We start from the raw sequence: 25,573 nt of genomic DNA, 5'->3' as shown, positions 1-25,573 counted from the left end.
ACAAACCACGTTCACTTTCGCCGCTTACAACCTGACGCGCATGGCGACGATCTTTGGCTGGCGTTTATCGGCGGTGGTTGGATAACTCCGTCCATAGAGTACGGGAAGCGCTAAAAAATGTCAAAAAACGGCCTGAAAAGTGGCTGAAAACTGCTTTTTAGGCAAAATGCGGCTTCCAGCCCGAAAAATTCGCATGTCTGGCGACAAAATCCGAAGGACTGGGGTCTTTTTTCAACACCCTGCTAACGATGCTTGGCTTTGCGAGCGGGTGGATTGTCAAAAGATTGCCCTAAGGAATAGACTTGCCCCTGTAGTTGACGTTATCATGTTTTTGTAAGTGTCGGTGTCTGATCAGTCAGCGCAGTGGTGAAACAGGGTGACAGGCGGGAGTGAGCATGGGCATGGCGAATGATGCGTGATGTGCCGGGCGGCTTGCGGCCTGGCGGCGGGATGGGCAGGGCAGCGGTGCGCCGCTGCTGCCGCGCATTGCTGCTGGCGTTCTGTGTCGCCGCAGCCCCTGTCGCTTTGCCGGCATCGGCGCCCGTCGCTGCGCCACCGCACCAGGGCCAGCGCGTGCTGTTCCTTAACGCCTACGATTATGGCCGCGCCGGCGTGGAATCGTACACGCGCACCTATGTGGCCGCCATGGCCGCCGCGGGCCTGGCCAGCGAAGACATCATGGTTGAGCACCTCAACTTGAATACCCAGCGCGACCCTGCACAGCGCAATGCCATGCGTGATTTGTTGCTTTTAAGATACACCAAGATGGCGGGGCGCAAGGCCGACCTGATCATCGCCATGCAGCAGCCGGCGCTCGATTTCCTGTTGTCGGACCTGGCGCCGCTGGCGCGCGGCGTGCCGGTGCTGGCGATGAATACCTCGGGCAAGGCCTTGCCACCCGGCAGTCCTGCTGCCATCTGGCAGCAAAAGGCGAATGTGGATTTTCCCGGTACCCTGGCGCAAGCCATGGCCCTGTTTCCGGCAACCCAAACCATCGTCATGGCCGTCGGCGCCAGCGAGGCCGACCAGGTTTTGAAGCACAACATGCAGCAGGCGGCGCTGGCGTGGCAGGGCAAGGTGGCCATGCAGTATCTCGATGGCCACACCCTGGAGCAGATGCGCGCGGCGGTGGCGCACTTGCCCTCCCATACCTTGCTGGTGACGGGCAATGTCAACCGCGACGTGGACGGCAACATCGCCACTCCCGTGCAATTCTCCGAGCAACTGGCGCGACTGGCCAATGTGCCCACCTTTGGCATGTACAACGCGACGGTCGGCAAGGGCATCCTTGGCGGCTCCATCCTGCACATCGAACAGGCCGCGCAACAGGTGGCGCAGATGTCGCTGGCGGCGCTCGATGGCAAGGCGCCTGCCGCGCCGGGCGCCTTGCTGCCGCCGGCCCGCCCGCTGCCCATGTATGACTGGGAACAGCTGCAGCGCTGGGATGCGGACATCAGCCGGCTGCCGCCGCAGACCCTGTTCTTCAACCGTCCGCCGCAACTGTGGCACGAGCACCGCGTCGCCGTGCTGCTGGTGGGCGGCGTCTTCATCCTGATGGCGGGCTTGCTGAGCGCCTTGCTGCTGCAGCGGCGGCGCCTGCGCCGCGCCGAGAGCGAGGCGCGCGAGAGCGAGCAGCGCTTCCGCATCCTGGTCGAGCATGCGCCGGAAGCCATCCTAGTGTACGACCTGGACCTGGACCGCTTCGTCGACGCCAACAGCAGCGCGCAGCGCACGCTGGGCCTGTCGCGCGAGGCGCTGCTGGCACGCGGGCCGTTCGACCTGTATAGCGACAAGCAGCCCGATGGCCTGCCGCTTGGGCTGATGATGGAAGAACATCTGCGCCGCGCCATGCTGGGTGAACCCATCCTGGTTGAACGCCATGTGCGGCGCGCCGACGGCAGCATTTTTCCCTGCGAAGTACGGCTGGTCAAATTGCCCATGGAAGGGCGGCGCCTGGTGCGTAGCGGCATCGTCGACATTTCCGAGCGCAAGCACAGCGAGCAGGAATTGCTCGGCTACCGCGACCATCTGGAAGAACTGGTGCAGCAGCGCACGGCCGCCCTGTCGGTGGCCGTCACCGAGGCCGAATCGGCGAATCGCGCGAAAAGCGTCTTCCTGGCCAACATGAGCCACGAATTGCGCACGCCCTTGAATTCCGTGATCGGTTTTTCACAGATGATGGCCGATTCGAGCAGCATGTTCGACGAAGAAAAGCATAACCTGGCCATCATCAACCGTGCCGGCCATCATTTGCTGACCTTGATCAACGACATTCTCGAATTGTCGAAAATCGAGGCGGGCCGCATGCAGTTGCAAACGGCACCCGTCGACTTGAATGGCTTGCTCGACGAGGTGCTCGAAATGGTGCGCATGCGCTCGAGCGACCAGGGCATCGCGCTGCAGCTCGAACGTTCCGGCGTGCCGCCGCTGCTGCGCCTCGATGGCGCCAAGCTGCGCCAGGTGCTCCTGAATCTGCTGTCGAATGCGCTCAAGTTCATCGAGCAGGGCAGCGTGACCTTGTCGCTGGCATGCCAGGCGGCAGAAGATGGGCAAATGGCGCTGGCGTTTGCCGTGCGCGATACGGGCAGCGGCATCGCGGAAGCGGACCTGGAGCGCATCTTTGAGCCGTTCGTGCAGGCCGACAGCGCGGTGGCGCAGGCCGGCACGGGGCTGGGGCTGACCATTTCGCGCGAATTCGTGCGCCTGATGGGCGGCGAGCTGCGCGTCGATTCCACGCTGGGCGCCGGCTCCGTATTCCGTTTCGACCTGCGCGCGCCGGTGCTGCAGCAGCCGGCCATCGCGGCGCTGGCGCCGGGCCGCGTGGCACGCCTGCCGCCGGGCCAGCGCGGGCGCATGGTGCTGCTGGTCGATGATGACGACAACTGCCGCAGGCTGCTGGCCGGCTTGCTGGCGCCGCTGGGTTTCCAGCTACAGGAAGCGGCGGGCGGCGTGCAGGCGCAAGCCATGCTGGCGGCGCAGCGCTACGACATGGTGCTGAGCGACTGGCGCATGCCGGACATGGATGGCCTGGCGCTGACGCGCTGGCTGCGCGCGCAAACGGCGCTGGTGCAGCCGCGCCTGGTGATCATGACGGCCTCCGCCTTCGAGGAAGAAAAGCAGGAGGCGCTGGCGGCCGGCGCCGACGGCTTCCTGCGCAAACCGATCGAGCAGGAACACCTGTTCGCCATGCTGGAGCAGCAACTGGGCGTGCGCTTCCAGCGCAACGCCGCCGCGCCGCCGCGCGTGCCGGCGGCGGCCTTTGACTTGCAGCAGGCGCTGGGACAGCTGGGCGCAGCCGAACGGCAGGCGCTGCTCGAATCCGTGCAAGCCCTCGATTTGCGGCGCAGTGCCATCGTGCTGGCCGGCGTGGCCACCAGTCTGCCGCAGCTGGCCGCGCACATCGCCGCCATGCTGGAACAGCACCAGTACCAGACGCTGTGTGCCTTGCTGGCGCAGCTGGCCAGCGAGCCGCAGGGCGAAGACGCATGACTTTTCACGCACCCAAAGGCGCCCGTCTGGGCAGCGTATCCATCGTGTTGGCCGTCAGCGTGGCGCTGACCTGTGTCGTCACTGCGCTGCTGCTGGTGTTTGCCGTGCTGTTTTACCAGTCCGAACGCGAGCAGCGCTGGCAGCAACTGCATCGCAGCCTGGCCGTCAGCGCGGACCAGCTGGCCGTGGCCATCGAACTGCCATTGTGGAATCTCGATGAAAAGCAGATGCAGGCCATTCTGCGCAGCATGCTGGGCAAGCGCGAACTGGTGGCCAGCTCCCTCACGCCGGGCATCGGCAAGGAAGCGCTGGTCTTGCGCCGCAATGCGGCCGGGGCCATCGTCACCCTTTCCTCGCTGTCCGCCGAACCGGGCTGGCTGATGCAGCGGCGCCCCGTGACGATCGGTGGACAAGTCATCGGCAGCGTTGCCGTGTACGCGACGCCGGCCCCCCTGTATGCGCAGCTGCGGCAGCGCGCGCTGGGCATCGGCGCCATGATCGTGGCGCTCGACGTGATCCTGGTGGCCAGCATCTGGCTGCTCACGTGGTGTCTGATGCTCAAGCCCCTGAAGGCGATCGGCCAGTATGCGGCGGGCGTCCAGGCGGGGCAGGGCGAAGCGTTCGGCACGCCGCCGAAAGCGTGGTTCCTGGGCGAGCTGCGCACTCTGTACCGTTCCATCCGCGACATGGTGGCGCTGCTCGATAGCCGCTACCGCGCCCTGCAACGCAGCGAGGAGCGCGTGCAGATGGCGACCGGCGCGGCCAGCATCGGTATATGGGACTGGAATGTCAGCGGCGGCGCATTGCAGTGGGATGAGCAGATGTACGCGCAGTTCAAGGCCGATGCGGGCGGCGGCATGTCGCCGGCGGCGATCTGGCGCGCGGCGCTGGTGCCGGCCGATGTGCCGGCCGCCAAGGCGGCCCTGCGCGCCGCGCTGGGCGCCGGCCAGGCATTCACGCACGAATACCGCATCCTGTGGCCCGATGGCGCCATTCGCTACATCAAGGCCGTTGCCGTGATTTTCCGCGACGGCTGCGGCCTGCCCTTGCGCCTGGTGGGGTCGAACTACGACATCACCGCGCACCGCGAGGCGGAATTGGAACTGCTGCGCCACCGCCATCACCTGGAAGAACTGGTGGCCGAGCGCACGAGCGCCTTGTCGGTGGCCGTCAGCCAGGCGCAGGCGGCGAACCGCGCCAAGAGCACCTTTCTGGCGAACATGAGCCATGAACTGCGCACGCCCTTGAATTCCGTGATCGGCTTTTCGCGCCTGATGGCCGCCTCGCCCAACATGCAGGACGATGAAAAGCGCAATCTGGCCATCATCCACCGCTCCGGCAATCATTTGCTCACCCTGATCAATGAAATCCTCGAACTGTCGAAGGGCGAGGCGGGACGCTTGCAGGCGCAGACGGCCGTGGTGGCGCTGGCGCCCCTGTTGCAGGAAGTGATGGACATGCTGGGCATGCGCGCCGAGCAGCAGGGACTGGTCCTGCGCCTCGATTGCGCGGACTTGCCGGCGGCCGTGCTGCTCGACGCGACGCGCTTGCGCCAGGTGCTGCTGAACCTGATGTCGAACGCCGTCAAGTTCGCCGGCAGCGGCGAGGTCACCTTGCGCGTGCGCGGCGAGCGGCGCGATGAGGCCACGTGGCGTTTGTCGTTCGCCGTCAGCGACACGGGCATCGGCATCGCCGCAGAAGACCAGCAGCGCATCTTCGAGCCCTTCGTGCAGGCCGACAGCGCGGGACCGAAGGATGGCACGGGCCTGGGGCTGGCCATCTCGCGCGAATTCGTGCAGTTGATGAAAGGCGAACTGACGCTGGAGTCCACGCCGGGGCAGGGTGCCACCTTCCGTTTCAGCATACCCGCGCAGGCGGCCGAAGCGCCCGTGCAGGTGCCCGTGCCGCTGCCTGTTGCGGCGCACGAGGCTCCGCCGCCACTGCGGGCGCAAGACTTGCTTCTGCTGGCCGGGGAAGAGCGCGCCGCCTTGCTGGTGGCGCTGCGCGAATTGAACCTGGCCAGGGTGGCACAACTGCTGGCAACCCTGCCTGCAGCGGCGGCACCGTTGCTGGCGCCCCTGCAGGCCATGCTCGACCAGCACCAGTACCGTCAGCTGTGCGTCTTGCTGGAGAGCGAGGGCGCGCTGGCGCATACTTGAAAGTGTGGGCTGACAACATCGAATTCGATGAAAAGACGGACTAAGTGCCGCGCATGGATGGTGCTAAATTGCAATAGAGATTATGATGATAGTACGTAGTTCATCGCAAAGAAATGTCTTGTCCAGCGTGGCAATCGACCGCCGCGCCTCATCCAAAGCTGAGAGAACTGCTACATGCACCGCGATTTTTTGGAAGTGAATGCTAAGGGTGAAGTACTGATCGTTGAAGATACGCCGGCTTCGCTGAAGTTGTTGAGCGATTTGCTGGGTGGCGCCGGCTATGCGGTGCGCCAGGCGCCGAACGGTGAACTGGCCCTGTGGACGGCCCAGGCGCGCCCGCCGGAGCTGATCCTGCTCGACGTGCGCATGCCGGGTCTCGACGGTTTTGAAGTCTGCCGCCGCCTGAAGGAGATACCGTCCCTGCGCCAGGTGCCGGTGATCTTCCTGTCGGCCCAGTACGATACGGACGACAAGGTGCGTGGCTTTGCGCTGGGCGCCGTCGATTTCATCGCCAAGCCCTTCCAGGCCGAGGAAATCCTGGCCCGCACCGATGCGCACGTGCGCCTGGGGCGGGCGCAGTTGCAGCTGGCGCAGGAGCGCGCCAACCTGGAGCGGCGCGTGGCCGAGCGCACGGCCGAACTGGAGCAGGTGGCCAGCACGCTGGCGCGCGAAGTACAGATCCGCCGCGCCAACGAAGAATTGCTGCGCCTGTCGGGCCAGGTCTTCGAGGCCACCCAGGATGCCATTTTGATCACGGATCCGGCCGGCGTCATCGTCACGGCCAATCCCGCTTTTACACGCATCACCGGCTATGCGGCGCAGGAAGTGGTGGGCACGGACATCATGCGCCTGCATGCCGAGCACACGGGCGAAGCGGTGCTGCAGGCCCTGCGCCAGGGCTTGCGCAGCAGCGGCTGCTGGTCGGGCGAGGTGCAAACGCGGCGCAAGGGCGGCAACACCTATCCCTGTTTGCTCAGCGCCTCCACCGTGTACGGGCCCGATGGCGCCATCGTCAACTACGTGGGTGTTTTTCTCGATATCAGCGAGCGCAAGGCCGAGCAGCATCTGATCGACTTCCTCTCCTACCACGATGCGCTGACCGGCTTGCCGAACCGGGTGCTGCTGCGCGAGCGCTTCGAACAGGCGCGCGCGAACGCCCTGCGCGACTGCCAGCAAGTGGTGCTGATGTGCCTGGACCTGGACCGCTTCAAGAATATCAACGATTCGCACGGCCAGGCCGTGGGCGACAAGGCGCTGCAAGTGGTGGCGCGTTTCCTGTCCGGCTGCGTGCGCGAGGGCGACACGGTGGTGCGCCAGGGCGGCGACGAATTCCAGATCCTGTTGCAGGACGATGCCCTGCTGGGGCGCACGCTTGCGCTGGCGCAAACCATCCTGGCCGGCTTGCGCGAAGAACTCAGTGTCGATGGTGAGCGCCTGGCGCTGACCACCAGTATCGGCATCGCCCTGTGCCCGGCCGACGGCGACAGCCTCGACGACGTGCTGCGCCACGCCGACACGGCTCTGGTGCGCGCCAAGGAAATGGGGCGCGACCACTATGCTTTCTTCACGGAGCGCATGGGCAGCGATATCCGCGCCCGCCTGGCCATGCAGCAGCAACTGCGCGGCGCCATCTGCCGCGATGAATTCGAAGTGCATTACCAGCCACAGATGTGTTTGCACACGGGGGCCATGCTGGGCGCGGAAGCATTATTGCGCTGGAATAACCCGGTGCTGGGCAATGTGCCGCCAGGCCTGTTCATCGCACTGGCCGAGGAATACGGCTCGATCACGGCCATCGGCGAATGGGTGCTCGAAAGCGTCTGCGCGCAGATCCGCGCCTGGCACGACGCGGGCCTGGGCAGCATCAAGGTGGCCGTCAATCTGTCCGGTAAACAGTTCGCGCAGGACCGCACGGTGCCGTTCGTCGAGGCGGTATTGCGCAAATACGGCATCGCGCCCGCCTGCCTTGGCATCGAAATCACGGAAAGTACGGTGATGGGCGACCCGGACAAGGCCGTGGCGGCCCTGACGCGCCTGAAGGATATCGGCGTGGGCATTTCGCTCGACGACTTCGGCACCGGCTATTCCAGCCTGGGCTACCTGAAGCGCTTTCCCATCGACGTGCTGAAAATCGACAAATCCTTTGTCGACGACGTCACCACCAGCAGCAGCGACGCGGCCATCGCCCGTTCCGTCATTTCGCTGGCACACAACCTTGACATGCGCGTCATCGCCGAAGGGGTAGAAACGCGTGAACAGGTGGACTTCCTGACGGAGCACGGCTGCGACGAAATGCAGGGCTATTATTTCAGCCGGCCCCTGGCCGCCGCACCATTCACGGCCTTGCTGCGCGAAAGGCGCACCCTGGCCTGAGCGCCGCGGTGCGGCCGATGCACCATGCCGGTGCATCCGCCGCAGCGTGGTGCGCAATGCGCACTTTTCCTTCCCCTAACGCTGGCACATATCCTGCTTAGGTAATCGCTTATTTACACGATTGCCCCGCATGCCAGACAGCACCCACACAGCCATGCCCTCACAGGCCAGCGCACACGGCGCCTGGCAGGCGCATTTGCGCCTGGGCTTCGCGCTGCACGATGGCGTTAGCCGCCTGGTCGAGCGCAGGCATAGCGGCCCCTTGCGCGTGCAAAAGCCCCTGTACCCGGAAGGCGATGCCGTCTGCCACGCCATCATCATCCATCCGCCTGGCGGCGTGGTGGGCGGCGACCAGCTGGCCGTCGACGTCACGGTGGGCGAAGGCGCGCACGCGTTTCTCACGTCGCCGGGCGCCGCCAAGTGGTACCGCGCGAATAGCCACGTCTCGGGCCAGCACATCGTGCTGCGCGCGGGTAGCGGCGCCGCCATCGAGTGGCTGCCGCAGGAGAGCATCTTTTTCAACCAGGCGTGCGTGCGCCTGCGCCACGAGGTCGAATTGGCGCTGAACGCCAGCTACATCGGCTGCGACATCGTCTGCCTGGGCCGCAGCGCCTCGGGCGAAATTTTCAAGGAGGGCAGCATCGCCCAGCAGGTGCAGATTCGCCGCGGCGGCAAGCTGCTGTGGTGGGAGCAGGGTGTGCTGGCCGCCGGCGGCGCGCTGATGGCCAGTCCCCTGGGCCTGGCTGGCCACACGGTATGCGCCACCCTGATCGCTGTCGGCCCACCCGTTTCCCCCACCGTGCTGGCCGCCTTGCGCGAGATCACTGTGCCTGCCGGCGCCGTATTTGGCGCCACGCAGATGAAATCGCTGGTGGTGGTGCGCCTGCTGTGCGGCGATAGCGAGGCTGCGCGCAGGATCATGCTGGCCGCCTGGCAGCTGCTGCGCCCCGCCATGCTGGGACGCGACGCCGTCGTGCCCCGCATATGGAACACTTGAACAGGAAAGAAGCGCAAGGAAAACCATGGACCTGACTCCCCGCGAAAAAGACAAGCTGCTCATTTTTACTGCTGCGTTGCTGGCCGAACGGCGCCTGGCGCGCGGCTTGAAATTGAATTATCCGGAAGCGGTGGCCCTGATCAGCGCCGCCATCATGGAAGGGGCGCGCGACGGCAAGTCGGTGGCGCAGCTGATGTCGGACGGCACGAAGATACTTTCGCGCGCCGACGTCATGGATGGCATCGCCGAGATGATCCCGGATATCCAGGTGGAGGCGACCTTCCCCGATGGCAGCAAGCTGGTGACCGTGCACCACCCGATACCGTAAGCAAACAAGTGACATTGACAGGAGCCGATCATGACCCCAGGCGAATATAGATTGGAAGAAGGCGAAATCAGCTTGAATGCGGGCCGCGCCACGGCCACGGTGGTGGTGGCCAACCGGGGCGACCGGCCGATCCAGGTGGGCTCGCACTTCCACTTTTTTGAAGTCAATCCGGCGCTGGCTTTCGAGCGCTGGCGCGCCTATGGCATGCGTTTGAACATCACAGCCGGCACCGCCGTGCGCTTCGAGCCGGGCCAGCAGCGTACGGTGGAGCTGGTGGCGCTGGCGGGCGAACGCAAGGTTTACGGCTTCAATGGCGAAGTGATGGGCACACTGCAAGACACGCCACCAGGAAAGGATTGAGATGGCCAGCATTCCCCGCAGCGCGTATGCCGAGATGTTCGGCCCCACCAAGGGCGACCGCATCCGCCTGGCCGACACGGAACTGTTCATCGAGATCGAGCATGACTATGCGATCTATGGCGAAGAAGTGAAATTCGGCGGCGGCAAGGTGATCCGCGACGGCATGGGCCAGTCGCAGCGCTGCGCGGCCGAGGTGATGGATACCGTCATCACGAATGCCGTCATCCTCGACCACTGGGGCATCGTGAAGGCCGATATCGGCTTGAAAAATGGCTTGATCTTCGGCATCGGCAAGGCGGGCAACCCCGACATCCAGCCCGGCGTGACCTTGCCCATCGGCGGCGCCACGGAAATCATCGCCGGCGAGGGCTTGATCGTCACGGCAGGCGGCGTCGACACGCATATCCACTTCATCTGCCCGCAGCAGATCGAGGAAGCGCTGATGAGCGGCGTGACCACCATGTTGGGCGGCGGCACGGGACCGGCTACGGGAACGGCCGCCACCACCTGCACGCCGGGGCCATGGCACCTCCACGCCATGCTGGCGGCCGCCGACGCCTTCCCGATGAACCTGGGCTTCATGGGCAAGGGTAACGTCAGCTTGCCGCTGCCGCTCGAAGAGCAGGTGCGCGCGGGCGCCATCGGCCTCAAATTGCATGAAGACTGGGGCAGCACGCCGGCCGCCATCGACAACTGCCTGTCCGTCGCGGACCGCATGGACGTGCAGGTGGCGCTGCACAGCGATACCCTCAACGAAGGCGGGTTTCTGGAGCACACGCTGGCCGCCTTCAAGGACCGCACCATCCACACGTTTCACACGGAAGGGGCGGGCGGCGGCCATGCCCCCGACATCATCGCCGCCGTGGGCCAGTCCAATGTGCTGCCGTCATCGACCAACCCGACGCGCCCGTTTACCGTCAACACGCTTGACGAGCACCTGGACATGCTGATGGTGTGCCACCACCTGGACCCGGCGATTGCCGAAGATGTGGCGTTTGCCGAGTCGCGCATTCGCCGCGAAACCATCGCCGCCGAAGATATTTTGCACGATATCGGCGCCATTTCCATGATGTCGTCCGATTCGCAAGCCATGGGCCGGGTGGGCGAAGTGATCATGCGTACCTGGCAGACGGCGCACAAGATGAAGGTGCAGCGGGGGCCGCTGGCGCCCGACACGGCGCGCAGCGACAATTTCCGCGCCAAGCGCTATATCGCCAAGTACACGATCAACCCGGCCATCACGCATGGCATTGCGCACGTGGTAGGTTCCATCGAAGCGGGCAAGATCGCTGATATCGTGCTGTGGAAGCCGGCCTTCTTCGGCGTCAAGCCATCGATGATTTTAAAGGGCGGCATGATCGCGGCCGCGCAGATGGGCGACCCGAACGCCTCGATTCCCACGCCGCAGCCCGTGCATTACCGCATGATGTTCGGCGCCTTTGGCGGTGGCTTGAAAAAGTCGTTCACCTTTGTCTCGCAGGCGGCTTATGACCTCGATATCGGCCACCAGTTGAAACTGAATAAATCCGTCATCGCCGTGAAAAACATGCGCGGCTTGCGCAAGCACGACATGCTACATAACAGCGCCACGCCGCACATGGAAGTGGACCCGGAAACCTATGCCGTGCGTGCCGACGGCCAGCTGCTGGTGTGCGAGGCGGCGTCCGTGCTGCCCATGGCGCAGCGCTATTTTCTATTTTAAGCGGGAGACATCATGCTCACTTTGCATACCAAACTGGGGCCGGAAGATGGCCGCCCACCCATCGCCCAACTTGTGCTGCCCTACGACCAGCGCGAAAAATGCCGGTTGCGCGCCGTGCTGTCGAATGGCGACGAGGTGGCCGTATTCAGCGTGCGCGGCACGGTGCTGCGCGACGGCGAACGCATGACGGGGCCGGAAGGGCAGGTGGTGCAGATCGTCGCCGCGCGCGAACCGACTTACCTGGTGCGCTGCGCCGACGCGCACACCCTGCTGCGCTGCGCTTTCCACCTGGGGAACCGCCACACGCAAGCGCAAGTGGGCGACGGCTTTTTGCGTATCCGCAAGGACGTGGTATTGAAGGAGATGCTGGAAGGCTTGCAGGCGACCGTGACGGAAGAAAGCGCACCGTTCGAGCCGGAGGCGGGCGCATATGGCGGCGGCCATGGCCACCACGACGGCCACGGCCAGCATTTGCTGGCGCCCGTGCCGTTGCGGCAGAAAATCCACCGTCCCGGCGATGCACCGGGCAGCGCCTGATGCAGGCGTCGGCCCTGCTGCATTTGCTGCAGTTCGCCAGCCCGGCCTTGCCGATTGGCGCCTATAGCTATTCGCAGGGGCTGGAAGCAGCGCTCGAATCGGGCCTGGTAGCGGATGCGGCCACGGCGCGCGACTGGATCGCGCAGCATCTGATGCACGTGGTGGCACGCTGGGAAGCTCCGCTGTGCTGGCGTTTGATGCAGGCGTTCGACGCGCAGGATTTGTGCGCCGTGCAGCGCTGGAGCGAACGCTTCATCGCCTCGCGCGACACGGCGGAATTTCGCGCCGAAACCATCCAGATGGGCTACTCATTGACCAAGCTGCTGGCCGAACTGGGCGTGGCCGACGGCGTGCTGATCGACATGCTGCAGGGCCAGCCGGAAGTGGCTCTGCCCACGGCGTATGCCTGCGCCGTGGCGGCGCTGGCCATTCCGCGTGACGAGGCGCTGCTGGCGATGCTGTTCACCTGGGCGGAAAACCAGGTGCTCGTCTGCGTGAAATCCGTGCCGCTGGGGCAGGTGGCGGGCCAGCGGCTATTGCTGTCGCTGCGGGCGGACCTGGAAGCGGCGGCCCTCACGGCGCAAACGTTACAAGACGACGAGCTGGGCAACTGGGCGCCCGGCCTGTCGCTGCTGTCGATGCGGCATGAAGTGCAGTACAGCCGCCTGTATCGTTCCTGAATCATTCTATGAGAGAGCAAAAATGACATCGATCACCTCCAATCCGTTGCGCGTGGGCATAGGCGGGCCCGTCGGCTCGGGCAAGACGGCCCTGTGCGAAATGCTGTGCAAGGGCATGCGCGAGCGCTACGACATGGCCGTCATCACGAATGATATTTACACCAAGGAAGACATGGAAATCCTGCTGCGCGCCGATGCCTTGCCGGCCGAGCGCCTGATGGGCGTGGAAACGGGCGGCTGCCCGCACACGGCCATCCGCGAAGACGCGTCCATCAACCTGGAAGCCATCGCGCGCATGCAAGCCGACTTTCCGCATCTTGATTTGATCCTGATCGAATCGGGCGGTGATAACCTGGCCGCCACCTTCAGCCCGGAACTGTCGGACTTGACCATTTACGTGATCGACGTGGCCGGCGGCGAAAAAATCCCGCGCAAGGGCGGGCCCGGCATCACGCGCTCCGATTTGCTCATTATCAACAAGACGGACCTGGCACCGTATGTGGGCGCCAACCTGGACGTGATGGCGCAGGATGCCAAGCGCATGCGCGGCGAACGCCCCTTCGTGTTGACCAACCTGCGCAGCGGCGACGGCGTGCAGGTCGTCATCGATTTTATCCGCGAGCAAGGTTTGCTCGATCAACCAGGCAAGGAGTTGCAATGAGCGCAAGACTGATGACAAAAACAGCCGCGGTGGCGGCACTGTGCCTGCTGGCCTTGCCCGCCATGGCCCACCCCGGCCATGGCGAGAGCGTGGGTTTCCTGGCCGGTTTCGCCCATCCGTTCACGGGTATCGACCATTTGCTGGCCATGCTGGGCGTGGGGCTGTGGGGTGGACAGCAGCGCCGCGGCCTGGCGCAGCCCGCCACTTTCCTGGGCATGATGCTGCTCGGTGCGCTGGCCGGCATGGCGGGCTTGACGGTGCCGGGGATGGAAACGGGCATCGCCGCCACGGTGGCCCTGGTAGGACTGGCCATCGCGCTGGCGCTGGCCTTGCCGAACTGGCTCGGCATGGGGCTCGTGGGCATGTTTGCGCTGGCGCATGGCAATGCGCATGGCCAGGAATTGCCGGCCGCCTCGGCCGCTTTCGGCTTCATGCTGGCCTCGGCCCTGCTGCTATGTGCGGGACGTTTCGTTGGACAGGTGATGGCCGAGCGCGTGCTGCGCGTGGCCGGCGTGGCCTTGACGGCCGCCGGCGTGGTGCTGATGGGAATGAATTAAGTGCCGGGGCGGCGTTCCGACAACACGATGGGCGCCGCCTTTTCTGGGTGCAAGCCTTGGTGGCCCGCATACACGGCGGCAATGGCGGCCATGTCGGCTTCCTTGTCGCCCGTCAAGTCGATATGCTCGACGACGCCCAGCACCTTGTTCGGGTAGTCGATATACACCAGCAATAGCGGTACCTTGGCGGCCAGGGCCAGGTGATAAAAGCCGCTCTTCCAGTTCGGACGGTAGCTGCGCGTCGCTTCCGGTGTGATGGCCAGCCAGTACCAGTCGGCGGCCAGCATGCGCTCGGCCTGGCGGCCGATGGTGCCGCTGGTGGTGCTGCGGTCGACGGGTTCGCCACCGAGGTAGCGCAGCATCTTGCCCATCGGGCCGCGGAACAGGGTATCCTTGGCCAGCCAGCGGAACGGCAGTGACAGCGCCCATTTGCCGAACAGGCCCACCATGAAATCCCAGTTCGACGTGTGCGGGTAGACGACGACGATGCCGCGCGGCCCCGGCAGGGGACGGAAGCGCATGCGCCAGCCAAACAGCTGCAGCACGCGCAGCGCGCAGCGCTGGTGCCAGGTCGGCAAGTCGCCCGCTTGTACAAATAGATCGTCCATTGATACCCTTCAGTGACACTGCTCTTAATGGGATGGCGCTGGTGGCCATTTTCCTTGAAGCAAAAATTCTGCGCAGGCATTCTATACGGGGCTGGCGGTGGCGACAAGCAGCCGAGGCCGCTATTCATGCGGCGTCGGGGCCGTTGTGGCGGCTATTTTAACGATGCTTGGCCACGGTGGCGGGCACTCAATGCGCACAATGTGGTCAAAACTTGATGCAGCGTTGATCCACCCGACAGGGAGCCATGGCATGAAAAACACTATCGATGATGTAGTTGGGCAGCATGAGCGAACGGACAAAGTGATGGCCGAGCTCGTCGAGCGGGGCGTGGCCTTCCATCATGCCCTGGGCCGGACGGTGGCGACAGCCTACTTGCGTGAGCACGCGGTGCCGGCCGAGGTGATACGCCGTGTGTTCAGCAGCGTGCAGGCGCGCCGCCCGGCCCGGCCGGCACGGCGCCGATGGCGCTGAGAGGCAGACAGCAGCGACGAAGTGCTGCTGCTGTCGTTCGGCGTGTTGTTTAAACCTGTGCCGCCAATGCAGGGTAATCCGTGTAGCCGGCAGCATCGGGTGCGTACAGGGTGTCCGGGTTCAGGGGATTGAGTGGCGAATCGCTGTGCAGGCGGATCGGCAGGTCGGGATTGGCGATGAACCACAGGCCGAAGGCCACGGCATCGGCTTCGTCCTTGGCCAGCAAGGCTGCAGCCGCCACCTTGTCCATTTTCTCATTGGCAATGTACACGCCGCCGAATTCCTGTTTCAGGTAGGGGCCCAGGCGGTCTTCACCGAGCGCTTCGCGCGCGCAGATGAAGGCGATGCCGCGCTTGCCCAGCTCGCGTGCCACGTAGCCGAAGGTGGCGCGCGGGTTGGAATCGCCCATGTCGTGCGCATCGCGGCGTGGCGCCAAATGCATGCCCACCTTGTCTGCGCCCCATACCTCGATGCACGCATCCGTCACTTCCAGCATCAGGCGGGCGCGGTTTTCAATCGAGCCGCCGTAGTTGTCGGTGCGCAAGTTGGTGCTGTCTTGCAGGAACTGGTCGAGCAAATAACCATTTGCACCGTGGATTTCCACGCCGTCGAAACCCGCTTTCTTCGCATTCTCGGCGCCCAGGCGGTAGGCCGCCACGATGCCGGGAATCTCTTCCGTATCGAGGGCGCGCGGCGTGACGAATTCCTGTTTCGGGCGCAGCAGGCTGACATGGCCGGCCGGCTTGACGGCGCTGGGCGCCACGGGCAAGTCGCCATCGAGGAAGACGGGCGCGGAAATGCGGCCCACATGCCACAGTTGCAGCACGATCAGGCCGCCTGCGTCATGCACGGCCCGGGTGATGTGTTTCCAGCCTTCTACCTGCTCCTCGGACCAGATGCCCGGCGTGTCGGCATAGCCCACGCCTTGCGGCGTGACGGCCGTCGCTTCCGAAATGATCATGCCGGCCGAAGCGCGCTGCGTGTAGTACTCGGCCATCAGGGCGTTGGGCACGCGGCCCGGATTGCCGGCGCGCGAACGCGTCAGCGGCGCCATGATGATGCGGTTTTTCAATTGCAAACTGCCAATGGTGATGGGGTCAAATAAAGTTGCCATGATTACTATCTTTCCTGTCGAGAGTGCCGCGGGCGGCGATATGGATGGGGCTACGGTTACAAACCTTGCTGCATATGTTCCAGAAAAGCCTGGAGGGTGGCTTCGTTGCGTTTAAAAAAGCTCCATTGGCCCACTTTCCTGGCTGAAATCAAGTCGGCCTTTTGCAAGGTGGCCAAATGGGCCGAGACCGTCGATTGCGACAGGCCCAGCTTGCGGCCTATCAGTCCGGCACAGACGCCGAAGTCGAGCGGATGCTCTTGCTCGCTAAAATATTGCTCCGGCTCCTTCAGCCATTGCAGGATCTGTCGCCGCACGGGATTGGCCAGCGCCTTGTGGATGGCGTCGATGTCCATGGTGTTTCTCCTGATCAATGTTCGGCTGTAGACGATATGTGGTTCGTTTTTTGTGAATTTCAATATCGTAATTTTACGATATAAGTAAAAAGCCTGCTGGCGGCGTGGATTTTTCAAGAAAGGCAGGCGTTGGGCGGTCGCCAGGGCCGCCCGGCAGGAATCAGGCGAATTGGAACAGCAGCAAGGCGATGACGGCGGGTACCGTTTGCAGGTAGAGGATGCGCGTCATGACGGTCGCCGCGCCCCACACGCCGGCCACGGCGATGCACGCCAGGCCGAACACGGTAAATGCATGGGCGATGGCCGGGTCCGGGTGCAAAAAGCCCAGCGCCAGCGCGGCGACGAGAAAGCCGTTATAGCAACCCTGGTTCGACATGGCGGGACGCACGATCTCCGCTTTTTCCTTGGACAGGCCAAATACCTTGCGTCCGCGTGTATCGAACAGCACGGTTTCCAGCAGCACGATATACACGTGCAGCAGCAGGATGAGGGCGGTAAGGATTTGGGCCAGAAGTAACATCATTGTTCCCGAGAGTGAATGGATGCGGCAATTATGCCGCCATCAGCCTATTTTTTGGCAACAGCACGAGAAAAAATGTGCTTGCGGCAAGACTTTTCACCCAATGGTATACTTTTCCCTTTGCTCCTGTGGGGACGACCCCGCTCGATGTGGGGGCAGCATGGCGGGGACGACCCTGCCGCCTCGGGAGTAGTGATGGCGTGGATCATCTTGGTATTGGCAGGTTTACTGGAAATTGGCTGGGCCATCGGCCTCAAATATAGCGCCGGCTTTAGCCGCCTGGTGCCGTCCGTATTGACGGCCATTTCCATGCTGGGCAGCGTGGTGATGCTGGGCCTGGCCTTGCGCACCTTGCCATTGGGCACGGCGTATGCGATCTGGACGGGCATCGGCACCGTGGGCACGGCCATCTTCGGCATCATGATGCTGGGCGAACCGGCCAGCGCCGCACGCATCGCCTGCATCGCCCTGATCGTGTCCGGCATCCTGGGCTTGAAACTGCTCAGTCCACAATAAAGGATGCCAGCATGAGCCTCGCCATGACGTATTTTTACCTGGCCATCGCCATCGTTGCCGAAGTGATCGCTACCAGCGCCTTGAAGGCGTCCGACGGCTTCAGCCGCTTGTGGCCCAGCGTCATCACCGTGGTCGGCTACAGCATCGCCTTCTGGTGCTTGTCCCTGACCTTGAAGGTCATTTCTACCGGTATCGTGTACGCGATCTGGTCGGGCGTGGGCATCGTGCTCATTTCCGCCGTCGGCTGGTTCTGGTTCAAGCAGAGCCTCGATACGCCGGCCTTGATCGGCCTGGGACTGATCATTGCCGGCGTGCTGGTCATCAACCTGTTTTCAAAGTCCGTCGGACATTGATCAAAAGCTGCTGGCCACCCGCGCCAGGTAATACCACTCTGCATTGGCTTGCGCGTTGACGTCCGGAAAGAGAATGTAGGCGTCGAATTCGGCCGTCACGGGCGTGCCATCGGCGCGCACGCCGATCTGCTCGCCTTGTTTGACCTTGTCAAAGCTGGACCAGGTCTTGATGAAGCGGTCGTCCGCGTGCAGTTTGTCGTGCACGACGACCATGTTCAATGCTTCCATGTCGGCGTCGGCGATCAGCTCCGGTTGCGGTGCATCGATGAAGCCGAGGAAGGCCAGCGTGTTCATGATGGCGCGGTAGGCGACATCTGGCGCGGCAGGGTCCGCATGCTGGCCGCATTCCAGGGTCAGGGCGTAGCCGCCCGTCGAGCGCATGTATTCGGTCGTGCCCACGCCATAGCGCAAGACCAGGCCTACCTGGTCGCTATTGCCCAGGCGGCGCTGCACGCCCTGGCCGTAAGCGTGCAGCCAGCCATCGACGAAGCGGCGCACGCCCAGGCGGCGCGCCAGTGCGCGTTCCTTGTCTTCCTGTTGAAACGCTTGCAGCGGGCCATCATTGTTGCGCGGCCCCACCATGACGAAGGGCTGACTGTCGGCATTAAACGAGTGCAAGTCCAGCAGCACGTCGTGCTGGCCCAACAGCGGGCACAGCCAGTTGGCGATGCGGTCTTCGAAATCCTGCGGATTGTCGTTCGGGAACAGATTGCGGTTCAGGTTGCGGTCGCCGCTGCGCACGCCCTTGGCGTAAGCGAGCGGATTGGTGATGGGCACGAAGGTGACGCTGCCGGCCACGATGGAGAGGGCGCCGCTGTCGAGTTCAGCCATCACGCGGCCGATGCCCTTGGTGCCGCAGGTTTCATTGCCGTGCACGGCGCCCGTGACGATCAGGCGCGGGCCGCTGCCCTGGCCCGTGTAGTTGATGGATTTGAAATGGAGTGCGCTGCTCATGCTGGACATATCCTATGCTGTTGCGGGAAGGGAAAGCGGGGTCGGCATATTTTAGCGGGATTCGCCGTGGCCGCCTGCAAAAAGTTGGCCATGGCAACGTGCGGCGTGGCATGATCGGCGCCACCGTTGTTTTCCATTGCTGATATCCATGTCGTCTTCCTCCCGTCTGGCTGGCCTCGATACCTTGCGCGCGCTAGCCATCGTGCTCGTCTTCATGAACCATTATTTGCTGTTCGTCAGCGAGGGCGGGGCGTTTGGTTTCTGGGGAGAAATCGGCTGGGTCGGCGTGGACCTGTTCTTTGCCCTCAGTGGCTATCTGATCGGCAACCAGATCTTTGCGGCCTTGCGCAGCGAGCACGGGTTTTCCTTGCCGCGCTTCTATGCGCGGCGTTTCCTGCGCACCTTGCCCAGTTTCTATGCCGTGCTGGCGCTGTACTATTTGTGGCCCGCGTTTCGCGGCGAGAGTGCGTTGCTGCCGCTATGGAAATTCCTGACCTTTACGCAAAACATCAATTTGACGCCGGGCACGGCGTTTTCCCATGCCTGGTCGCTATGCGTGGAGGAGCAGTTCTACGTGCTGCTGCCGGCCGTGGCGCTGTTGATCGCCGCTTGTCGCAGATCCCTGCAGTGGGCCTGGCTGGCCGTGGCCGCCAGCGTGATCGTCGGTATGCTGGTGCGCGCCACTCTGTGGGATGAATACGTGCAAGTGCCGCGCGGCGGCCTTGGCTACTACAAGTATATTTATTACGCGTCCTGGTGCCGTTTCGATGAACTGGTGGCGGGCGTGGCGCTGGCCTTGCTGAAAAACCATCACCCGAGCGCCTGGGCGCGCCTCACCGCCTATGGCAATCGGAACTTGCTGGCAGGAATTGTCAGCACGGCGCTGATGTTTTATGTATTTCTCGACGATCACTATGGTTATTGGGTGACGGTGTTTGGCTATCCTGCCCTGGCCGCCAGTTTCAGCCTGTTGCTGGTGGCGGCGCTGAGTCCTGGCAGTGCACTCTATAAACTGCGGGTTCCGGGTGCGGCCAGCCTGGCCCTGTGGTCGTATGCGATTTATCTATTGCACAAGCAACTGTGTATCCTGCTGCGGCCCCATTTGCAGGACTTGGGCTACGGGCCCGATAGCTTCATGGCGATACTGTTCAGTATCGCCGTTAGCGTCGCCACGGGCTGGCTCTTATACAGATGGGTGGAAACGCCGTTCATGCGCTTGCGGGCGCGTTATGTTCCCACCCATCATGCATGACGACTATATGTCGATCACGTCCAGTCCCCGTGGCGTGCCCACCAGCAATTCCAGGATGGCATGCGCGCGCAGATTCGTGTCGTCATGTTGCGTGTTGAACATCAAGGTGCGCAGGCCGGGCACCGCTTCCGTGATGTGGTCGCTGGCGTAGGCATTGATCAATAACAAGACCAGGTCCGTGGCGCCAGTGCCGGGCTGGCGCCGCAGCCGGTCGTGGATCACGTTCAGCAGCGCGCGCTGCATGCGCGGCGTGGGATTGCTGATGTGGGCGAAGACGCTCGGCGTGTTGGCGATGGCCGCGCAGATGCGCCGCTCGATTTCGTCGGGCTTCACGTCGGAGGCGATATCGAAGTACGCGGCTTCCCATCGCGTGCGCGCGTATGGGTGGCCGGGCGGGAAGGAATCGGCCGTTTCGAAACCGCAGACGCGGCTCAGGGTTTTCAGCCAGCTTATAATGGTGGGGTTCATGCCGCGATTCTAGCGGCATTCTGCGCATGCTGGGCCGACTCTGTATAAAGAGGGCTGACGCCCGGGAAGCGGATGAAAAACAGATTAAAGTTTCCTGTAAAACAGCCCTTGTCATTCCGGGAAAGCCTCTCTATAATGCTGGTCTTCGGGGCGGTTAGTTCAGCTGGTTAGAATACTTGGTCGACATCCAAGGGGTCGGGGATTCGAATTCCTCACCGCCCACCAGAATTTGGCAGTAGATGGTTTTTTAAGCTGGCGCAAGCCGCAAGCGGTCATTTGAAATACAATGATCAACAAAAGTTTTACGGGCGGTTAGTTCAGCTGGTTAGAATACTTGGTCGACATCCAAGGGGTCGGGGATTCGAATTCCTCACCGCCCACCAGAATGCAGTGAGAGAGAAAGGTAAAACCGGTTATGACACCGCGAACTACTACCAAGCTTTGGGAGTGACGCTAGTCGAACGGGTTTCCTTTGTCTCATGAAAGTGAAAAACGCGGCTAGTCCGCGTTTTTTTGCGTCTGCGTTTTCCTTTCAGTTATTTTACCCATCACATCGCAGTTTTACCTGGCGCCAGCGCCGATATGGAGATCAATATGCTTACAATCCGACTTCCCGATGGTTCCGCCCGTCAATTTGACGGCCCGGTCACCGTGGCCCAGGTTGCGGCCAATATTGGTACCGGCCTGGCCAAGGCTGCGCTGGCCGGCAAGGTTGATGGCAAGCTGGTCGACACCTCCTATCTGATCGAGCAAGACGCCGAACTGGCGATTGTCACGGACAAGGATGCCGATGGCCTGGAAGTGATCCGCCACTCGACGGCCCACTTGTTGGCGTATGCCGTCAAGGAGCTGTTCCCGGACGCACAAGTGACCATCGGTCCCGTGATCGACAACGGCTTTTACTATGACTTCGCCTACAAGCGTCCGTTCACACCGGAAGATCTGGTCGCGATCGAAAAGAAAATGACGGAACTGGCCAAGAAGGATGAGCAAGTCACGCGCAAGGTTGTTGCGCGCGACGAAGCCATCGAGTACTTCAAGAGCATCGGCGAAGCCTACAAGGCTGAGCTGATCGGTTCGATTCCGGCCGACCAGGAAGTGTCGCTGTATTCCGAGGGTAAGTTCACGGACTTGTGCCGCGGCGCTCACGTGCCATCGACGGGCAAGCTGAAAGTATTCAAGCTGATGAAGCTGGCCGGCGCCTACTGGCGCGGCGACTCGAAAAACGAGATGCTGCAGCGTATCTATGGCACGGCCTGGGCCAAGAAGGAAGACCAGGAACTGTACCTGCACAACCTGGAAGAGGCGGAAAAGCGCGATCACCGCAAGTTGGGCAAGCAGCTCGATTTCTTCCATTTCCAGGAAGAAGCGCCAGGCCTGATCTTCTGGCATCCGAAAGGCTGGTCGATCTGGCAGCAAGTCGAGCAATACATGCGCAATGTGTACCATGTCAACGGCTACCAGGAAGTCAAGGCGCCGCAAATTCTCGACCGTGGCCTGTGGGAAAAAACCGGTCACTGGGATAATTACCGTGAAAACATGTTCATCACGGAATCGGAAAACCGCGCCTATGCGCTGAAACCGATGAATTGCCCTGGCCATATCCAGATTTTCAACAATGGCATGCGCAGCTACCGCGACTTGCCATTGCGCTACGGCGAATTCGGCCAATGCCACCGCAATGAGCCATCGGGCGCCTTGCACGGCATGATGCGCGTGCGCGGCTTTACACAGGATGATGGTCACATCTTCTGCATGGAAGAGCAGATCGCCGGCGAAGTGACGGCGTTCCACCAACAGGCCATGGATGTCTACACGGCCTTCGGCTTTACGAATATCGATGTGAAACTGGCCTTGCGCCCCGATAACCGTATCGGCACGGAAGAGTCGTGGGATTTCGCCGAGGAATCGCTGCGTTCGGCCCTGCGCGCCTGCGGCGTGGAGTGGACGGAATTGCCGGGCGAGGGTGCATTCTACGGCCCGAAGATCGAATACCACCTGAAAGACAGTCTGGGTCGCGCATGGCAAGTGGGCACTGTGCAAATCGACCCGTCGATGCCGGGCCGTCTGGGTGCCGAATATGTGGCCGTGGACAACACGCGCCAGGTGCCGATCATGCTGCACCGCGCGATTGTGGGTTCGCTGGAACGTTTCATTGGCATCCTGATCGAACACTATGCGGGCGCCATGCCGTTGTGGTTGGCGCCAGTGCAAGTGTCGGTGTTGAATATTTCCGACGCTCAAGCCGACTATGTACAGGAAGTTACAACAAAACTGCGCAAAGCGGGGCTGCGCGTACAGGCTGATTTGCGTAACGAGAAGATTACCTATAAAATACGTGAACATTCCGTACAAAAATTGCCTTACATCTTGGTGATTGGCGACAAAGAGCGGGATGCGAATACAGTGGCCGTGCGGGCGCGGGGCAATATCGATCTGGGCGTCATGTCCGTCGATGCCCTGATTGAGCGACTTAAACATGAAGTCGACACCAAGGCCTGACGAGGAAACTCGCTGCACGACCGTCTTACAAGATTTTTAAAGGAAATTACAATAGCTACTGACAAGTCACATCGCATCAATGGCGAAATCACTGCCCCTGAAATGCGTTTAAGCGGGGTCGATAACGAGCCACTCGGTATCGTAAGTTTGGCTGAAGCCTTCCGTCTGGCGGAAGAGGCAAACGTCGACCTGGTGGAAATTGCGCCTACTGCGCAGCCACCGGTTTGCCGTTTGATGGACTACGGCAAATTTAAGTATTCGGAGCAAAAGAAAGCTCACGAAGCCAAATTGAAGCAAAAGATCATCCTCGTGAAGGAAGTCAAATTCCGTCCGGGGACTGATGATGGTGACTACAATATCAAGTTGCGTAATCTCATCAAGTTCCTCGATGAGGGTGATAAAACCAAAATCACGCTGCGTTTCCGCGGTCGTGAGATGGCGCATCAGGATATTGGCTTCCGCATGCTGGAACGTCTGAAAGCCGATCTGGAGCCGTACGGCCAGGTCGAGCAGTTCCCGAAGATGGAAGGCCGCCAAATGATCATGGTTCTTTCGCCTAAGAAGAAGAAGTAAGCTACAATAGCGTTTTACTGTGGATCAATGTGGTTTGTGCCAGCATGGGCGCGACACACGATTCCAGGCAGAATTTGCGCGGCCCGGTCAGCAATGTCCGGGCCGCGCGAACTGTAGTGGACTCGCATCCGCTGCACAGCATGTGAAAGCAGGCATCTAAGCGCAGCGTCGTGTTGCCACCTGCAATCCTGTTATAAATGGAGCTGTCCGTAAGAGGACAGATTGCTATGCCTAAAATGAAGACCAAAAGCTCTGCGAAAAAACGTTTTCGCGTGCGTCCGGGTGGTACTGTTAAATGTGGTCATGCGTTCAAACGCCACATCTTGACCAAGAAAACCACCAAGCTGAAACGCGCTCTGCGCGGTACCACCAATGTCGCTGCGTCTGACGTGAAATCCGTCTACCGCATGATGCCGACTGCTTAATCTCACACTCAATTTAAGGAGTTACTATGCCTAGAGTAAAACGTGGGGTTACAGCTCGTGCCCGTCATAAAAAGATTCTTGTTCAAGCTAAAGGCTACCGTGGTCGCCGCAGCCGTGTATACCGTGTTGCCAAGCAAGCAGTTATGCGCGCTGGCCAATACGCTTACCGCGATCGCCGCAACAAGAAACGCGTTTTCCGCCGCCTGTGGATCGCCCGTATCAACGCCGCTTCCCGTGAGCATGGCGTAACGTACAGCGTATTCATGAACGGCTTGAAAAAAGCAAATATCGAACTGGACCGTAAAGTCCTGGCCGATATGGCTGTGATGGACAAGCCAGCATTCGCTGCGATTGTCAACGCAGTTAAAGCAAAAATCGCTGCGTAAGCATCGGTCATTGCACGACGTCATCCGTAGGGTGACGTCATAAAGAGCGGGGCAGGGGTTTTAACACCTTATGCCCCGTTTCCGTTTTTGATTGTTGGATTTTAGATAAGCAAGTCCAGAATTGATGTCCAAAACAGGAAATGCCGCATGAACTCCTTAGAAGAACTCGTCGTCTCGGCCCAGGCTGACTTTATCGCCGCCGCAGACGCTGCCGCACTTGAAAACGCCAAAGCCCGCTACCTGGGCAAGACTGGCCAGATTACCGAAATGATGAAGGGTCTGGGCAAGCTGGACCCGGACACGCGCAAGGCGCAAGGCGCCCTGATCAACGCCGTCAAAGTGCAGATCGAAGACGCGCTGACGGCGCGCCGTGATGCACTGGCCGATGCCCAAATGCAAGGCCGCCTGAACGCCGAAGCGATCGACGTGACCCTGCCAGGCCGTGGCCGCATGCCCGGCGGCATCCATCCCGTGATGCGCACGTGGGAGCGGGTCGAGGAAATCTTCCGCTCGATCGGCTTCGACGTGGCCGACGGCCCCGAAATCGAGAATGACTGGACCAACTTCACGGCGCTGAACAGCCCGGAAAACCATCCAGCCCGTTCCATGCAGGACACTTTCTACATCGATGGCAACGACACCGATGGCAAGCCCTTGCTGCTGCGCACGCATACCAGCCCCATGCAGGTGCGCTATGCGCGTACGCATACGCCGCCGATCAAGGTCATCGCGCCGGGCCGCACCTACCGCGTCGACAGCGATGCCACCCATTCGCCGATGTTTCACCAGGTCGAAGGCCTGTGGATCGCCGAAGACATCAGTTTTGCCGACTTGAAGGGAGTGTACCTGAATTTCGTCAAGGCCTTCTTTGAAACGGACGACCTGCAAGTGCGCTTCCGCCCGTCGTACTTTCCGTTTACGGAACCGTCAGCCGAGATCGACATCGCCTTTGGCTCGGGTCCCTTGAAGGGCCGCTGGCTGGAAGTGTCGGGCGCCGGCCAGGTGCATCCGAGCGTGGTGAAGAACTTCGGCCTCGATCCCGAGAAATTCATCGGTTTTGCTTTCGGCTCCGGCCTGGAACGCTTGACGATGCTGCGCTATGGCATCAACGACCTGCGCCTGTTTTATGAAGGCGATTTAAGGTTCCTGAAGCAATTCAACTAAGCGTTGTTCCGTTTGATTCATGGCGCTTGAGCGCCTGTGCGCTCGCGCTGTGCGCTTTTACCCTTTGAAG

General features: G+C 61.9%; 26 protein-coding genes and 2 tRNA genes. 22 read left to right on the top strand and 6 right to left on the bottom strand.

All coding sequences use genetic code 11. The annotated features are described in order from the left end of the window. The first annotated feature begins 408 nt into the window (after positions 1-408). The 11 genes from CSZ94_RS12065 (at position 409) to CSZ94_RS12015 (ending at position 13,843) form a co-directional block, all read left to right on the top strand. Complete coding sequence (locus tag CSZ94_RS12065; protein WP_102121720.1) at positions 409-3,489, top strand: sensor histidine kinase; 3,081 nt, start codon at positions 409-411, stop codon at positions 3,487-3,489. Continuing rightward, positions 3,486-5,648, top strand: a complete 2,163-nt coding sequence (locus CSZ94_RS12060; RefSeq protein WP_102121719.1) for a sensor histidine kinase — start codon at positions 3,486-3,488, stop codon at positions 5,646-5,648. The genes CSZ94_RS12065 and CSZ94_RS12060 overlap by 4 nt, the downstream gene beginning before the upstream one ends. A 174-nt stretch (positions 5,649-5,822) precedes the next feature. Continuing rightward, complete coding sequence (locus tag CSZ94_RS12055; protein ID WP_102121718.1) at positions 5,823-8,021, top strand: EAL domain-containing response regulator; 2,199 nt, start codon at positions 5,823-5,825, stop codon at positions 8,019-8,021. Positions 8,022-8,151: 130 nt separating this feature from the next. Next, positions 8,152-9,018 carry an urease accessory protein UreD gene (locus tag CSZ94_RS12050; RefSeq protein ID WP_180977443.1) on the top strand — a complete coding sequence of 289 codons (867 nt, stop codon included), beginning with the start codon at positions 8,152-8,154 and terminating at the stop codon, positions 9,016-9,018. 25 nt (positions 9,019-9,043) lie between these two features. Continuing rightward, complete coding sequence (locus CSZ94_RS12045; protein WP_034751936.1) at positions 9,044-9,346, top strand: urease subunit gamma; 303 nt, start codon at positions 9,044-9,046, stop codon at positions 9,344-9,346. Positions 9,347-9,376: 30 nt separating this feature from the next. Next, positions 9,377-9,706 carry an urease subunit beta gene (locus CSZ94_RS12040; protein WP_102121717.1) on the top strand — a complete coding sequence of 110 codons (330 nt, stop codon included), beginning with the start codon at positions 9,377-9,379 and terminating at the stop codon, positions 9,704-9,706. 1 nt (position 9,707) lies between these two features. Continuing rightward, on the top strand, positions 9,708-11,408 hold the full coding sequence (gene ureC, locus CSZ94_RS12035; protein ID WP_102121716.1) for an urease subunit alpha: 1,701 nt from the start codon (positions 9,708-9,710) through the stop codon (positions 11,406-11,408). A gap of 12 nt (positions 11,409-11,420) precedes the next feature. Then, positions 11,421-11,945, top strand: a complete 525-nt coding sequence (gene ureE, locus CSZ94_RS12030; protein WP_102121715.1) for an urease accessory protein UreE — start codon at positions 11,421-11,423, stop codon at positions 11,943-11,945. Beyond that, the gene (locus tag CSZ94_RS12025) at positions 11,945-12,625 is read left to right on the top strand and encodes an urease accessory protein UreF (protein WP_102121714.1); all 681 of its coding nucleotides are present in this window, start codon (positions 11,945-11,947) and stop codon (positions 12,623-12,625) included. The genes ureE and CSZ94_RS12025 overlap by 1 nt, the downstream gene beginning before the upstream one ends. 22 nt (positions 12,626-12,647) lie before the next feature. Next, on the top strand, positions 12,648-13,286 hold the full coding sequence (gene ureG, locus CSZ94_RS12020) for an urease accessory protein UreG (protein WP_102121713.1): 639 nt from the start codon (positions 12,648-12,650) through the stop codon (positions 13,284-13,286). 11 nt (positions 13,287-13,297) lie between these two features. After that, positions 13,298-13,843, top strand: a complete 546-nt coding sequence (locus tag CSZ94_RS12015) for a HupE/UreJ family protein (RefSeq protein ID WP_102121712.1) — start codon at positions 13,298-13,300, stop codon at positions 13,841-13,843. Here CSZ94_RS12015 and CSZ94_RS12010 read toward each other — a convergent pair. After that, positions 13,840-14,451 carry a 1-acyl-sn-glycerol-3-phosphate acyltransferase gene (locus CSZ94_RS12010; protein WP_102121711.1) on the bottom strand — a complete coding sequence of 204 codons (612 nt, stop codon included), beginning with the start codon at positions 14,449-14,451 and terminating at the stop codon, positions 13,840-13,842. The two genes, CSZ94_RS12015 and CSZ94_RS12010, sit on opposite strands and share 4 nt — an antisense overlap. 250 nt (positions 14,452-14,701) lie before the next feature. Here CSZ94_RS12010 and CSZ94_RS12005 point away from each other — a divergent pair, with 250 nt between their 5' ends. Then, the gene (locus CSZ94_RS12005) at positions 14,702-14,923 is read left to right on the top strand and encodes a hypothetical protein (RefSeq protein WP_146009790.1); all 222 of its coding nucleotides are present in this window, start codon (positions 14,702-14,704) and stop codon (positions 14,921-14,923) included. 49 nt (positions 14,924-14,972) lie between these two features. Here CSZ94_RS12005 and CSZ94_RS12000 read toward each other — a convergent pair whose 3' ends face one another. The 3 genes from CSZ94_RS12000 to CSZ94_RS11990 form a co-directional block, all read right to left on the bottom strand. Continuing rightward, complete coding sequence (locus CSZ94_RS12000; protein WP_102121709.1) at positions 14,973-16,037, bottom strand: alkene reductase; 1,065 nt, start codon at positions 16,035-16,037, stop codon at positions 14,973-14,975. 56 nt (positions 16,038-16,093) lie between these two features. Continuing rightward, a complete protein-coding gene (locus tag CSZ94_RS11995; RefSeq protein ID WP_102121708.1) occupies positions 16,094-16,390 on the bottom strand; it encodes an ArsR/SmtB family transcription factor in 297 nt (98 codons plus the stop codon). A 160-nt stretch (positions 16,391-16,550) separates the two neighbouring features. After that, positions 16,551-16,913 carry a DUF1304 domain-containing protein gene (locus tag CSZ94_RS11990; RefSeq protein ID WP_374703576.1) on the bottom strand — a complete coding sequence of 121 codons (363 nt, stop codon included), beginning with the start codon at positions 16,911-16,913 and terminating at the stop codon, positions 16,551-16,553. A 192-nt stretch (positions 16,914-17,105) separates the two neighbouring features. Between CSZ94_RS11990 and sugE the strand changes: the two genes are divergently transcribed. Further along, positions 17,106-17,426, top strand: coding sequence for a quaternary ammonium compound efflux SMR transporter SugE (gene sugE, locus CSZ94_RS11985; RefSeq protein WP_102121707.1), 321 nt, complete (start codon positions 17,106-17,108; stop codon positions 17,424-17,426). A gap of 23 nt (positions 17,427-17,449) precedes the next feature. Then, positions 17,450-17,779 carry an SMR family transporter gene (locus tag CSZ94_RS11980; RefSeq protein WP_102121726.1) on the top strand — a complete coding sequence of 110 codons (330 nt, stop codon included), beginning with the start codon at positions 17,450-17,452 and terminating at the stop codon, positions 17,777-17,779. Here the strand turns inward: CSZ94_RS11980 and CSZ94_RS11975 are convergent, their stop codons facing one another. Continuing rightward, positions 17,780-18,742: a succinylglutamate desuccinylase/aspartoacylase domain-containing protein gene (locus tag CSZ94_RS11975; protein WP_102121706.1), complete on the bottom strand. Its 963-nt coding sequence runs from the start codon at positions 18,740-18,742 to the stop codon at positions 17,780-17,782. It lies immediately after the preceding gene. A 139-nt stretch (positions 18,743-18,881) separates the two neighbouring features. Here CSZ94_RS11975 and CSZ94_RS11970 point away from each other — a divergent pair, with 139 nt between their 5' ends. Further along, positions 18,882-19,985: an acyltransferase family protein gene (locus tag CSZ94_RS11970; protein ID WP_180977441.1), complete on the top strand. Its 1,104-nt coding sequence runs from the start codon at positions 18,882-18,884 to the stop codon at positions 19,983-19,985. A gap of 3 nt (positions 19,986-19,988) precedes the next feature. Here the strand turns inward: CSZ94_RS11970 and CSZ94_RS11965 are convergent, their stop codons facing one another. Further along, a complete protein-coding gene (locus CSZ94_RS11965) occupies positions 19,989-20,453 on the bottom strand; it encodes a hypothetical protein (protein ID WP_102121705.1) in 465 nt (154 codons plus the stop codon). A gap of 148 nt (positions 20,454-20,601) precedes the next feature. Between CSZ94_RS11965 and CSZ94_RS11960 the strand changes: the two genes are divergently transcribed. From CSZ94_RS11960 to pheS, 7 genes are all read left to right on the top strand, one after another. Further along, positions 20,602-20,678, top strand: a tRNA-Val gene (locus CSZ94_RS11960). 81 nt (positions 20,679-20,759) lie between these two features. Beyond that, positions 20,760-20,836 (top strand) — tRNA-Val (locus CSZ94_RS11955). A gap of 211 nt (positions 20,837-21,047) precedes the next feature. Next, positions 21,048-22,955, top strand: a complete 1,908-nt coding sequence (gene thrS / locus CSZ94_RS11950) for a threonine--tRNA ligase (RefSeq protein WP_102121724.1) — start codon at positions 21,048-21,050, stop codon at positions 22,953-22,955. A 12-nt stretch (positions 22,956-22,967) separates the two neighbouring features. Then, entirely contained in the window at positions 22,968-23,528 is a 561-nt protein-coding gene (gene infC, locus CSZ94_RS11945; RefSeq protein WP_373629882.1) for a translation initiation factor IF-3, read from the top strand. A gap of 227 nt (positions 23,529-23,755) precedes the next feature. Next, complete coding sequence (gene rpmI, locus CSZ94_RS11940; protein ID WP_010399216.1) at positions 23,756-23,953, top strand: 50S ribosomal protein L35; 198 nt, start codon at positions 23,756-23,758, stop codon at positions 23,951-23,953. A gap of 26 nt (positions 23,954-23,979) precedes the next feature. Beyond that, entirely contained in the window at positions 23,980-24,339 is a 360-nt protein-coding gene (rplT, locus tag CSZ94_RS11935; protein WP_010399214.1) for a 50S ribosomal protein L20, read from the top strand. Positions 24,340-24,486: 147 nt separating this feature from the next. After that, positions 24,487-25,503 carry a phenylalanine--tRNA ligase subunit alpha gene (gene pheS / locus CSZ94_RS11930; RefSeq protein ID WP_102121704.1) on the top strand — a complete coding sequence of 339 codons (1,017 nt, stop codon included), beginning with the start codon at positions 24,487-24,489 and terminating at the stop codon, positions 25,501-25,503. The last annotated feature ends 70 nt before the right edge of the window (positions 25,504-25,573 follow it).

This window comes from Janthinobacterium sp. ROICE36, assembly GCF_002869965.1.
In the GTDB taxonomy this organism is placed as follows: Bacteria; Pseudomonadota; Gammaproteobacteria; order Burkholderiales; family Burkholderiaceae_D; genus Janthinobacterium.
This window is presented reverse-complemented; position numbering and strand designations above follow the sequence as displayed.